This window comes from Micromonospora sp. NPDC005161 (assembly GCF_053599855.1).
The window spans coordinates 95810-107777 of record NZ_JBSFYQ010000009.1; the positions used below are offsets into that span (position 1 = coordinate 95810).

Sequence of the window (11968 nt, forward strand, 5' to 3'; positions counted from 1 at the left end):
CTCGTGTATCTGCACACTAGCTTGTGTTCCGGGTCGCTGTCACCGTCATCGCGGGAGGCACTGAATGCTGGACGGATGGGTGAGCTGGCCGAGCGAGCTGGCCGAGCGCTACCGCACGGAGGGCTACTGGCGCGGCGAGTCGCTCGCCGACCTGGGCCGGGAATGGGCGCGGACGGACCCGGAGCGCACCGCGTTGGTCACCGCTGACCACCGGGTGAGCTACGGCGACCTCGACCGCCGGGCCGACCGGATGGCCGCCGGGCTGCGGGCCCGCGGTGTCAGCCGGCACGACCGAGTGGTCGTCCAGCTGCCCAACGGCGTCGAGTTCGTGGTGGTGTGCCTGGCGCTGTTCCGCCTGGGCGCCCTGCCCGTGCTGGCCCTGCCGGCGCACCGACGGGCCGAGATCGGCCACCTGTGCGCGCACACCGAGGCGGTCGCCTACGTGACCGTCGACCAGGTCCAGGGGTACGACCTGCGCAAGCTCGCCGCCGACGTCCGAGCCGAGACGCCGTCGCTGCGGCAGGTGTTCGTGGTCGGCGACCCCGGCGAGTTCACCGCCCTGGCCGAGGTGGACGCCGACCCGGTGCCGCTGCCCTCCCCGGACCCGTCGGACGTCGCGTTCTTTCTGCTCTCCGGCGGCTCGACGGGCCTGCCGAAGCTGATCCCGCGCACCCACGACGACTACGCGTACCAGCTGCGGGCGACCGCGGCGGCGATGAACTTCGGGCCCGACGGTGTCTATCTCGCCGCGCTCCCGGTCGCCCACAACGCGGCCCTGGGCTGCCCCGGCGTGCTCGGCGCGCTGCGGGTCGGCGCCACCGCTGTGCTCGCCGGCAGTCCCAGCCCCGACGAGGCGTTCCGGCTGATCGCCCGCGAACGGGTCACCCTGACCACGCTGATGCCGCCCTTCCTGCCGTTGTGGGCCGACCTCGCGCCGATGCTCGGCGCCGACCTGACCGGCCTGGTGGTCGAGGTCGGCGGCGCCAACCTCAGCCCGGAGGTGGCCGCCCGGGTGACCCGGGAGCTGGGCATCCGCCTGGCCCACTTCTTCGGCATGGCCGAGGGCCCGATCTGCTGCACCCGCCCCGACGACCCACCGGAGCTCGCCGCGCACACCCAGGGCCGTCCCCTGTCGGGCGCCGACGAGTTCCAGGTGATCGACGAGGACGGCCGGCAGGTCGCCGCCGGCGAGGTGGGCGAGCTGATCGTGCGCGGCCCGACCACGCTGCGCGGCTACTACCGGGTGCCGGAGTACAACGCGCGCACCTTCACCCCGGACGGCTTCCTGCGCACCGGAGACCTGGTCCGCTGGACCCCGACCGGCGAGCTGGTCGTGGTCGGCCGGATCAAGGAGGTCGTCAACCGGGGCGGCGAGAAGGTCCCCGCCGGCGAGGTCGAGGAGCACCTGCTCGCCCACCCGGCGGTCCGCGAGGTCGCCGTGATCGCCGTGCCGGACCGGGTGCTCGGGGAGAAGACCTGCGCGGTGGTGGTGCCGCGCTCGGACGCCCCCACACTGGGGCAGCTGCGGGACTTCCTCACCGACCGGGGGCTGGCGGCGTACAAGCTGCCCGACCGGTTGGAGCTGCGCGGCGCGCTGCCGCACACCGGGGTGGGCAAGGTGGACAAGCGGGCGCTGGGCGCCGAGCTGACCGGCTGAGCAGGGCCACCCGTAGCTTCAGCGAAGAACGACGCCGAAAAGCTGCCGAACCATCCACTCAAGAGTGCCGGTGGTAGGCCTTGTTGGCGATGCGCCAGCTGTCGTCGACGTAGACCAGCAGGAAGATGTCGGTGAAGGTGTCCGTGCCGTGCCAGAGCGTCATGGTTGCGGTCGCGACGGTGCCGTGGACGTCGATGGAATCGATGCGGCGGGAGCGAATCGGTTCGTTCGGGGCTGGGTGGCCGTGGAAGAGAGCGCAGTAGTCGTCCAGGCGCCACGAGGCGAATGCGCCGTCCCGCATTCCCTCGACGTGGGCGGTGGGCAGGAACGCGTCGCGGAAGTGGGTGGGGTCGCCGGTGGCGTGTCCGCGGATGTAGGCGCGTAGCGGTTCGAGCACGGCGTCACCTACGGCGGGGACCGTGGCGGCAACGGCGATGTCGGCCTCAGGGTCGGCCGGGGTGTCGGCCAGGTCGGCTGCGCTGCGCAGCGGGGTGTTTGACGCGACCGCCAGCAGTGCCATGTCCTTGGCCAGCGCGCCGATCGTGAAGTCGGCCGTGGCAGCGGCTGGCTGGCCGCTGAGGAAGGGCCGTTTGCGGGCGACAAGCCCGCCGAGCTGGCCCAGTTCGAGGACGTCCAGCACCTGGGCACGGGGCAGGCCCAAGGCATCGGCTTGCCGCAGTGAGTCGCGCAGCGCGAGGACGGCGCCGGCGAGGCTGCTGTTGGCGACCAGCTTGAGCGCGGCGGCGGCGGAGGCATCGTCGACGCGCCGCACGGTGCCGAGCGCTTCCAGAACCGGTCGGACCCGGTCGAACGCGTCCTGGTCGGCGGCGGCGAGAATCTGCAGGGTGCCGGCGGCAGCAGCTGGCACGGAGCCGAGCACCGGCGCATGGACGTAGGACGGGCCGAGTTGCCGGGCCAGCCTCGACGCCTCGACGGGAGCGATCGTGCTGGTGTTCAGCACGATGGCGTCCGTTCTCAGCGAGTCGCGGACGTGGTCGACGACCTGCTGGCAGGCCCGGCCGTCGAACAACGCGAGAAGCGTGATGTCGGCCTTCGCGACGGCGTCGTTCGGGTCGCCGGTCGTCTCGACAACGCCTGCCGCGCGCCCGGAGCGTGTCCAACCGACGACGTCCCAGTCGTGGCCAGCGAGTCTTGTCGCGATCGCAGCGCCCATGCGGCCCAAGCCAAGAACAGCGATAGTGCGCGGTTCGGTCATGCGTCCCAGAGTGAGGTACCGCGATAGCTGCGACAAGCGCAGATCTCGCACGACAGCCATGCGGTAGTTGCATACCGACCAGGCACACTTGTGCCATGGAGTTGCTTGTGTGGCGGACGTTCGTGACGGTCTGCCGGCTCGGTTCGCTGTCGGCGGCGGCCGCCGAGCTCGCTCACACACAGTCGGCCGTCTCCCGACAGATCGCCGGGCTGGAGCGCCAGCTCGGCGTGCCGCTGTTGCAGCGGCACGCGCGCGGTGTGCGCCCGACGCCTGCCGGCGAGGTGTTCCGTCACCACGCCTTGGCCGCGCTCAACGAGGCCGACCGCGCCGTTCGCGCCGTACGGGACGTTCGCGACGGGACGCTCAACCGGCCACTGGCCGTCGGCGCGACGCCATCTCTGGCCGCCGGGATTGTGCCCGCGGCGATCCGCCGCCTGATGGATACGGCCGGACCCATCCGGTGGAGTCTGCTGCCCGGGCTGAGCGCACAACTGCACGACCGCGTGATCGCCGGCGACCTCGACGTCGCTGTCGTCACCGATGCGCCACCAGGGCTACCCAACGACTCACGTCTCGAACGCCGATTCCTGGGGATGGACGAGATGGTCGTCGTGCTGCCCGTCGACCACCCGCAGGCCGGTCACGGCCCGGTGCGCATTCAGGCGCTGGCCGACCAGACCTGGGTCGAGGACAACGACGGCTCGGCGGCGCTGCTGCACCAGCACGCCGTCCGCGCCGGAGTCACCGCCCGCATCGACCTCACCGCGGCCGACCTGCCCGGCAAGGTGGCCCTGGTCGCCACCGGCCACGCCATCGCGCTCATACCTGGGGCGCTGACGTGCGCGCTGCGGACCGACGTCACCACAGTGACCCTCGCTGATCCCCCGACCCGCGGCATCTACACGATCACACCACGTCGCGACACACACCCGAGCGCAGCACCCCTGTTCGACCAGCTCACGCTAGCCTTCGACTCGGTTCGTCCTGCCCAATCCGCGCCTTGGCCGGCCGAAACGGGCGCCCGCTGAAAGCTACGGGCGGCCCGAGCCGGCGTGGGGAAGGAGCTGACGGCCCCTTCCCCACCCCAACTCAGCCCGTCAGTTGGTACAGCCGGTGGAAGCGGTCGTCCACCGGGACGATCTGCACGTCCGCGAAGCCGGCCTCGGTGGCGAACCGGCGGACCTGGGCGGGACGCAGGACCGTCCCGGTGGCCGTCGAGTCGGGTCCGGCCAGACCGGCCGGCAGGCAGTGCAGCACGCTGGTGGCGTACTGGAAACGCTCGATCTCGTCGCCGGGCGCGACGAACCGGTGCGCCACCTTCGCGTCCAACACCAGCACCGCGCCGCCCTCGCCGCGCAGCCGACGGCAGGCCCGCAGCACCGACACCGGCTGGCTCATCTCGTGCAGCGCGTCGAAGACGCAGACCAGGTCGTACCGGCCGGCCAGCTCCGGGTCGACGGCGTCGCGCCGGTGGAACCGGACCCGGTCGGCCACGCCGGCGGCCGCGGCGTTCGCGTCCGCCGCGGCGACCGTCGGCGCGTCCAGGTCGTAGCCGTCGATCTCAGCCAGGGGGTACGCCCCGGCCAGCGCGATCGCCGCCCAGCCCGCGCCACAGCCGATGTCGGCGATCCGGCTCGGCGCGGCGCCGAGCCGCCGGTGGATGCGCGGCAGTGCCGAGGAGAGCCAGCCGGGCAGGGCGTACGTGAACAGCGCCCGGTTGGCGCCCGAGTGGCCGTGCCGCCAGTCGTCGCCGTACACCTCGTCCGGCACCCCGGCTCCGCTGCGGTACGCGTCGAGCAGCGCCGGCAGCGCCCCGGCCACCCCGCCCAGCGGCAGCATGGTCAGCGAGACCAGCGACAGCGGGCTGTCCGAGGCGAGCAGCACCTCGGCGTGCCCCGCCGGCAGCCGGTAGACCCGCCGCTCGGGTGCGGCCGCCACGTCGTCCACCTCGACGAACCCGGCGACCGCCTGCTGTTCCAGCCACTCCCGCGCGTACCGAGCGTCGATACCGGTACGCGCGCACAGCTCGGCCACGTCGGCCGGGCCACGGTCGAGTGCCTCGTACAGCCCGAGCCGGGCGCCCAGGTAGCCGGCCAGCAGCTCCTGGGTGTGCAGCATGGCCAGGAACAGCCGCAGCGACAGCGCCCTGGCCCGCTGGTCCCCGTCGCCGGGCGTCGCCGGGCGCAGTGTCGCCGCGCCCGGCCCGTGCCCGGAGCGCGCGGTCAACTGGCCAGCTCGCCGCGGGCCCGCAGGATGTCGTTCACGTGCTCCGCCACGGCGTCGATCGTGACGATCTTCCGTGCGGTCGTCTCGTCGATCGGCGGCAGCTCGAACTCGTCCTCCAGGGTGAAGGCCAACTCCAGCAGCGCGAGCGAGTGGAAGCCGAGGTCCTCGACCAGCCGCGAGTCACCCGCCCCCTCGATCTGCTCCGGGTTGGGCGCCAGTTCGGTGACGATCGCCGTCACCGAGTCGCGCACCTCCGCCTCGGTACGCACCTCGGCTGTCGTCGACCTGGTCGCGTCGGTCATTCCCGCCTCCTGTCCGAACGTCCCTCAGGACGCCGTCGTCGTCTGCTCGGTCTGGTCCCGCTGACCGGCCGGTGCCGTGGTGACCACGGTGCCGGGCAGCCGGTCATCGACGAACGCCTGCCACAGCTGGCGCCGTTTGGGTTTGCCGCTGGAGGTGCGGGCGATGGTGCCGCGCGGCGCGTCCACGATGACCACCCGCGCACCCTCCGCCCGGCGGCGCAGCTCCCGCTCCGCCTGCGCCAGCCACTCGGGCTGGGCCTGCTCGAAAACGGCCACGACGGTCGCGGCGCCGGCACGGTGGCCCAGCAACGCGGCCATCCGCTGGGCCGGCACACCGGGGCGGCAGATGGCCCACTCGAGATCCTCGGCGAACACCGCCCGACCCCGCACCTTCATGCTGTCGCCGAGCCGGCCGAGCACGTGCAACTGCCCGTCGTGCAGGAAACCGGCGTCGGCGGTGCGCAGCACACCTTCGCCGAGCGCGGTCTGCGACGCCGAGTCGCCCTCGTTGACGTACCCCTGCGCGACGGACGCGCCGTGCACCTCGATCTCGCCGACCACCCCGTCCGGCAGCGGCGTGCCGGCCTCGTCCACGATCCGCACCCGCACCCCGGTCAGCGGCCGGCCGCAGCCCACCACCGGGTACGCGTCGACGGCGTCGTCGACCGGCTCGGCGGGGTCGGGTACCGCCCGTGCGCCCAGCCGTAGCCGGTCGGGGCGCAGCTCGACGGCGTGGTACAGCTCGTCCAATGGCAGCCCGGTGACCGCGAGGGTCGCCTCCGCCAGCCCGTACGCAGGCAGCAGGGCGCGCGGGTCGAAGCCGTACGGGATGAGCAGCGCGCAGAACCGGCGCAGCGCCTCGGCGTCGATGCGCTCGGCGCCGACGATGACCGCGCGCCAGTTGGAGAGGTCCAGTCCGGTCAGCGCGTCGGGGCGTACCCGGCGGGCGATGTACTCCAGCCCGAAGTTCGGCATCGAGGTCAGTCGCGCGCCGTGCGCCCCGAAGCAGCGCAGGTAGCGCCCGGGGTTGCGGACGAACTCCTCCGGCGGCATCAGCCACAGGTCGCTGGTGTTGACCACCGGGGTGACGAGGCACCCGATGAGGCCCATGTCGTGGTGCACCGGCAGCCAGGACGCGGTCGGGTCGTCCGGGGTCATGGCCAGCCACCGCCGGATCGCCGTGACGTTGGCGGCCAGGGCCGCGTGCGGCACCTGCACGCCCCGGGCGCGGCCGCTGGAGCCGGACGTGAACTGGAGCAGGGCGAGCGGGCCCGGTGCCGCGACCGCGCCCCGGGCTCCGCCGGCGGCGTCGGCCAGTTCGTCGGCGCAGAGGACCCGGCGGACTCCGGCGGTCGCGGCCAGCGGCTCGATGGCCGCGGTGAGGGTGGCCGCGCAGACCACCACCCGTGGCGCGGCGGCGCGCAGGAGGCCCAGCACGTGCTCGCCGTAGACCTCGCGGTCCTGAAAGGCCAGCGGTGGGGCGATCGGTGAGGGCGCCGCTCCGGCGGCCATCGCGGCGAACATCGTCGCGACGAAGTCGGGGCCGGCGGGCTCGACGATGGACACCACGTCGCCCGGGACCACCCCGACGGCCCGCAGGCCGGCGAGGATCACCCGGGTCCGGTCGGCCAGTTCGGCGTACGACAGGAAGGTCCAGTCGTCACCGCCGGCCGCGAAGTGCACACCCCGGTCCTGCCGGGGTCGTTCCAGCCAGCTCAGCAGCGGCGAGCCCGAAGCGGCGCGTACGGTCATCGGCCCGTCACCTCCTCCCCTGTACGTCTATCCGAGATTGATAGCAGATACAAGGCTAAACAAGATACGAGTGAGGCGATAGGGTGTATCCGTGACCAGTACGCTTCCCCGGGTCGACGGACTGCTCCCCGCGCTCGCCGAGCGGGCGCCGGAGATTGACCGGGCGGGCCGGGTCCCGGACGACGTCCTCGCCGACCTCAGCGCCGCGGGCTGCCTGCGGATGCTGGTGCCGTCCGCCCATGGTGGCGCCGACCTGCCGCTGGTCGAGGCGCTGCGGGTCATCGAGCAGCTGTCCACCGCCGACGGCTCCACCGGCTGGCTGATCGGCCAGGTGGGCCTGGCGCATCTGCTGTTCGCCTGTTTCCCCGAGGCCGCCCGGGACGAGATCTACGCGGGCGGTCCGGACGTGTTGGGCGCCGGCGCGGTCGCGCCCAAGGGCCGGGCGGCCCCGGACGGCGCTGGCGGCTGGCGGGTCAACGGCCAGTGGCCGTTCGTGACCGGCAGCCCCCAGGCGAGCTGGATCTACCTGAACTGCATCGTGCTCGACGGCCGCACACCCCGGACCCTGCCCAATGGGGCGCCGCTGACCCGGATGGTGCTCTTCCCCGCCGGCGAGCTGGAGCAGATCGACACCTGGCAGGTGCTCGGCCTGCGCGGCTCCGCCAGCCAGGACGTGCGGGCGGCCAACCGGACCTGTCCCGAGCACCGCGGCTTCAGCCTGGTCGGTGACGGTGACGACGTGCGCCGAACGGTCTTCCGGATCGCCCAGGCCGGTCTGCTCATCGCCGCGGTCGACCTCGGCATGGCGCAGGGCGCCGTCCACGACGCCGCGGCCCACGCCGCCGCCGGCCGCCGCCGTACGTTCAGCACCCGGTCGCTGGCCGACTCGCCGGTGTTCCACGACCGCCTCGGCGAGGCCCACGTGGCCCTGCGCGCGGCCCGGGCGCTGCTGCACCACGAGGCGGAGTCGGCCTGGGAGACCGCCCGGCGGGGCGAGGTGCTCAGCGCACTGGACCGGGCCTGCCTGCGGGCCACCGCCACGCAGGTCACCACCGCCGCGCTGCAGGCCGTCCAGACGGCGTACGCGCTGGTCGGCGCGTCGACCGTGTTCGACTCCTCGCCGCTGCAACGGCGGCTGCGCGACATCAACACCGCGACCCAGCACTTCGTGAACAGCCGGGACAGCTACGGCACGGTCGGCGCGCTGCTGAGCGGCGCGGACGTCGACACCACGATGTTCTGACCACGGCGTTCTGACCACGGCCTGGACCGCACCCACCGCGCCGGGTCGCGGTCGGCGCCGGGAACCCGGCCGGTCAGCCGCGGGCGGGGGCGGATTCGACCGCTGCCCGCGGGTCCAACGCTGGCACCCGGGCCGGCACGGGCGCACCGGCGCCGAAGTAGCGCTCCCGCAGGGTCCGCTCCGCCGGGTCGTACGCGGAACGGAACAGGCCACGGCGCTGCAACTCCGGCACCAGCAGGTCGCAGATGTCGTCGATGCCCTGGGTGGTCGGGCAGGGGATCAGGTTGAAGCCGTCCACGTCGGCCACCGCGCACCACTCCTCCATCCGGTCGGCGACCTGCTCGACCGTGCCGAAGAGGGTCACCGGGGCGCCGGTGCGGGGCCGGCGGGCGGTGGCCACCAGGTAGCGCACGTCACCGACCGTCCAGGTGCGCTCGGGCCCGAGCCGGCGCAGGAAGCCCACGAAACTCTGACTGCCCTGCCCGGCGATCTCGGCCACCGGCGTCTCGTCCGGATACGCCGCGAGGTCGACGTCCATCCAGCCGCACCACTTGGCCAGCTGCCCCTCCCCGCTCCACAGCGCGACGTACTCCTCGGCCCGCCGGCGGGCCTCGGCGCGGGTCGGTGCGACCATCACCATGCTGCCCTGCAGCGCCTTCACCGAACGCGGGTCGCGCCCGTGCGCGGCGACCTGGGACCGCAGCCGGGCCACCTGCGCCGCGCCGCTGGCCGGGTCCGCCATGGTCAGGAAGACGACCTCGGCGTGCCGGGCCGCGAAGGTCATCCCCCGCCCGGACGCGCCGGCCTGGTACAGCACCGGGGTGCGCTGCGGCGACGGTTCACACTGGTGCGGGCCCCGCACGGAGAACCAGCGCCCCTCGTGGCCGATCTCGCGTACCCGGTCCGGGTCGGTGAAGACGTTCGCGGCGACGTCGCGGACCACCGCGTCGTCGTCCCAGCTCTCCTCCCACAGCCGGCGCGCCACCTCGACGTACTCGTCGGCCCGGTCGTAGCGTTCGTCGTGGTCCAGGTACGAACCCAGTCCGTTCGCCGACGCGGACCGCAGATACGAGGTGACGATGTTCCAGGCGACCCGTCCGCCGGTGAGGTGGTCCAGGGAGCTGAACACCCGGGCGCACTCGTACGGGGCGTGGTAGGTCGTCGAGTAGGTGACGGCGAGGCCCAGCCGGGAGGTGGTGGCCGCGATCGCGGGCAGCACGAGCAGCGGGTCGATCGACGGGAGCTGCACCGCGTGCCGCACGGCCGCCCGCCAGGATCCCTGGTAGACGTCGTAGGTGCCGTGCACGTCGGCGAAGAAGAGCGCGTCCAGGCAGGCTGCCTCCAGCCGCTGGCCCAGCTCGACCCAGTAGGCGAGGTCGCGGTAGCCGGTGGCGCTGCGGTCGGCGGGGTGCCGCCAGAACCCCTTGAACTGCGGCGACGGCGAGCACTGGGTGAACAGATTGAGATGCACGTATCAAGTGTCTCGTATGCTATCTGGTATCGCAACGCTCGACCGGATACGGTACGGACATGTCCGTGACGCCTCGCATCGACCTCGCGTCGGTCACCCGCCTCACCGAACTGGCCGACTACATCGTTCCGTTCACCATCCGGGTCATGTGCGACCTGGCGGTCGCCGACCACCTGGTCGAGGGCCCGTTGCCGGTGGACGTGCTGGCCCGGCGGGTCGGCGCGCATCCCGGCGCGTTGACCCGGGGCCTGCGCGCGCTGGCCGGGCGAGGGATCTTCACCGAGGTCACCCCCGAGGTCTTCGGCCTCACCCCGCTGGCCGAACCGCTGCGCAGCGACCACCCGTTCTCGGTCCGCGAGTGCTTCCCGCTGATGCCGCCGGACATCTACTCCTGGGCCCGGTTGACGCACAGCCTGCGTACCGGTGCGACGGCGTTCGGGCACGTGCACGGCGGCACCCGGTACTACGACCACTTCGCCGACTATCCGTACGAGTGCGTCCGATTCGAAAAGTCGGCCGAGAGCGTCAACCCGTTCGTGCTGCGGACCGTACTGCCGGTGCTGGACCTGGCCGCGGCCCGGACGCTGGTGGACGTGGGCGCCGGGCACGGCACCTTCGCCGGTGGCCTGCTCGCCCGCCACCGGGAACTGCGCGCGATCCTGCTCGACCTGCCGCACGTGGTGGCCGAGGCGCCGGGCGTGCTGGCCCGCGCCGGCGTCGCCGACCGGTGCGAGATCCGCGGCGGAAGCTTCTTCGACCCACTGCCCGCCGGCGCCGACGTGTACCTGCTCAAGACGATCATCCATGACTGGCCGGACGAGCAGGCCGCCGAGATCCTGCGCAACGTCCGCGCCGCCGCCCGGCCCGACAGCCGGCTGGTCATCATCGAGTCGGTCAGCCGCTACGGGAACCACGACGACACCGGCAAGGTGATGGACGTCAAGGCGCTCGCCCTGTTCGGCGGACGGACCCGGACCGAGCCGGAGTTCCGCGCGCTGCTCGCCGAATCCGGGTTCCACCTGTCGCGGATCACGCCGACCTCCTCGATGTCGGTCCTCGAGGCCGTGCCGGCCGTGCCCGTGCCCGACGGCGAACCCGTCGCCGTCCGGCCAGCCGTCGCGGCGGCCGGCCGGACCGCCTGAGGAGGCCCGCCATGCCGCGCCTGGACGGTCGCAACCACGTCAACCTCACCGTCGTCGACCTGGAGCGCAGCACCTCGTTCTACTGTTCGGTGTTCCAGATGGTGGTGGTCAACGACGTCACCCCGCCCGAGTCCGGCTTCCGCTTCCGCACCCTGCTGCACACGGCGTCGTTCGCCTCGGTCGTGCTGGGCTGCGTCGAGGGCCCGGCCGACGCCGAGGTGGGCGAGGTCGACCCGCAGCGCTTCGACGAGCGGCGCCCGGGGCTGCACCACCTGGCCTACCACGTGCCCGAGCGCGGCGACCTGGACGAGTGGGTCGCCCACCTGGACGGCATCGACGTCCCGCACTCCGGCATCACCACCTCCAAGCACGAGGCCGGATCGCAGATCTGGCTGCGCGACCCGGACAACATCTGGCTGGAGTTCTACTGGGTGAACCGGGACTTCTTCGTCGACCGGCTACGGCAGGTCTGGCGACGCGACCGTCGGACGGCCCGGGCCTGAGCGGGGGTTGAGGAACATCGGAACGAAAACCGGCGCTAAGCATCTGTCGGCCCTGGTGGGCGCCTGACGGGACGTCGGGCGCGGGGCGATCTTGAAGTCATCCCACAGATAACGCCCCAATTATCTGCGGTAGCTTCATCCGTCACCTGCGGTGACGTTCTCCGGCCGCTACATGAAGCGGCCCTGTTATCTGTGGCAAGGGGGAAGCGGTGCCCACCGTCGTACAACGGCCGGCCGGGAAGGCGTTGACCGTCCGCGCGGCGGCGGACGTGTTTCTCGACTCGCTCGGCAACCCGAACACGGTCCGCAACTACGGGATCGGGGTGGGCAAGACCGCTGAACGGCTCGGCGAGGCCCGGGAACTGCTCTGGGGCACTGCGGCGGTCAACACCTGGAACTCCCGCCGGGCCGGGGGTGCTGTCCTGGCTCGGCTGGTGCCGTGAGCGCGGCTACGAG

General features: G+C 72.7%; 11 protein-coding genes. 6 read left to right on the forward strand and 5 right to left on the reverse strand.

Annotated features, from left to right (window positions below):
* Positions 1-64 precede the first annotated feature (64 nt).
* Positions 65-1657 carry a (2,3-dihydroxybenzoyl)adenylate synthase gene (locus ACWD5O_RS11555; protein WP_450085228.1) on the forward strand — a complete coding sequence of 531 codons (1593 nt, stop codon included), beginning with the start codon at positions 65-67 and terminating at the stop codon, positions 1655-1657.
* 58 nt (positions 1658-1715) lie between these two features.
* Here the strand turns inward: ACWD5O_RS11555 and ACWD5O_RS11560 are convergent, their stop codons facing one another.
* Positions 1716-2933 carry a nuclear transport factor 2 family protein gene (locus tag ACWD5O_RS11560; protein ID WP_450085229.1) on the reverse strand — a complete coding sequence of 406 codons (1218 nt, stop codon included), beginning with the start codon at positions 2931-2933 and terminating at the stop codon, positions 1716-1718.
* A 35-nt stretch (positions 2934-2968) separates the two neighbouring features.
* Here ACWD5O_RS11560 and ACWD5O_RS11565 point away from each other — a divergent pair, with 35 nt between their 5' ends.
* On the forward strand, positions 2969-3901 hold the full coding sequence (locus tag ACWD5O_RS11565) for a LysR family transcriptional regulator (protein ID WP_450085230.1): 933 nt from the start codon (positions 2969-2971) through the stop codon (positions 3899-3901).
* Between the two features lie 61 nt (positions 3902-3962).
* Here the strand turns inward: ACWD5O_RS11565 and ACWD5O_RS11570 are convergent, their stop codons facing one another.
* The 3 genes from ACWD5O_RS11570 to ACWD5O_RS11580 are packed head-to-tail and all read right to left on the reverse strand — an operon-like array spanning position 3963 to position 7153.
* Positions 3963-5099 (reverse strand): class I SAM-dependent methyltransferase, encoded by a 1137-nt coding sequence (locus tag ACWD5O_RS11570; RefSeq protein ID WP_450085231.1) that lies wholly within the window; start codon positions 5097-5099, stop codon positions 3963-3965.
* Positions 5096-5401, reverse strand: a complete 306-nt coding sequence (locus ACWD5O_RS11575) for an acyl carrier protein (protein WP_354965223.1) — start codon at positions 5399-5401, stop codon at positions 5096-5098. Before ACWD5O_RS11575 ends, ACWD5O_RS11570 begins: the two co-directional genes overlap by 4 nt.
* Before the next feature lie 24 nt (positions 5402-5425).
* Positions 5426-7153 carry an AMP-binding protein gene (locus ACWD5O_RS11580; RefSeq protein WP_450085232.1) on the reverse strand — a complete coding sequence of 576 codons (1728 nt, stop codon included), beginning with the start codon at positions 7151-7153 and terminating at the stop codon, positions 5426-5428.
* Positions 7154-7244: 91 nt separating this feature from the next.
* On the opposite strand from ACWD5O_RS11580, the gene ACWD5O_RS11585 reads away from it, so the two are divergent.
* Complete coding sequence (locus tag ACWD5O_RS11585; RefSeq protein WP_450085233.1) at positions 7245-8396, forward strand: acyl-CoA dehydrogenase family protein; 1152 nt, start codon at positions 7245-7247, stop codon at positions 8394-8396.
* A gap of 73 nt (positions 8397-8469) precedes the next feature.
* On the opposite strand, the gene ACWD5O_RS11590 is transcribed toward ACWD5O_RS11585, so the two are convergent.
* Positions 8470-9867 (reverse strand): LLM class flavin-dependent oxidoreductase, encoded by a 1398-nt coding sequence (locus ACWD5O_RS11590; RefSeq protein WP_354965226.1) that lies wholly within the window; start codon positions 9865-9867, stop codon positions 8470-8472.
* Positions 9868-9926: 59 nt separating this feature from the next.
* Here ACWD5O_RS11590 and ACWD5O_RS11595 point away from each other — a divergent pair, with 59 nt between their 5' ends.
* The 3 genes from ACWD5O_RS11595 (at position 9927) to ACWD5O_RS11605 (ending at position 11955) form a co-directional block, all read left to right on the forward strand.
* Positions 9927-11009, forward strand: coding sequence for a methyltransferase (locus ACWD5O_RS11595; protein ID WP_450085234.1), 1083 nt, complete (start codon positions 9927-9929; stop codon positions 11007-11009).
* 11 nt (positions 11010-11020) lie between these two features.
* A complete protein-coding gene (locus ACWD5O_RS11600; RefSeq protein WP_450085235.1) occupies positions 11021-11512 on the forward strand; it encodes a VOC family protein in 492 nt (163 codons plus the stop codon).
* Between the two features lie 209 nt (positions 11513-11721).
* The gene (locus ACWD5O_RS11605; RefSeq protein ID WP_450085236.1) at positions 11722-11955 is read left to right on the forward strand and encodes a hypothetical protein; all 234 of its coding nucleotides are present in this window, start codon (positions 11722-11724) and stop codon (positions 11953-11955) included.
* The last annotated feature ends 13 nt before the right edge of the window (positions 11956-11968 follow it).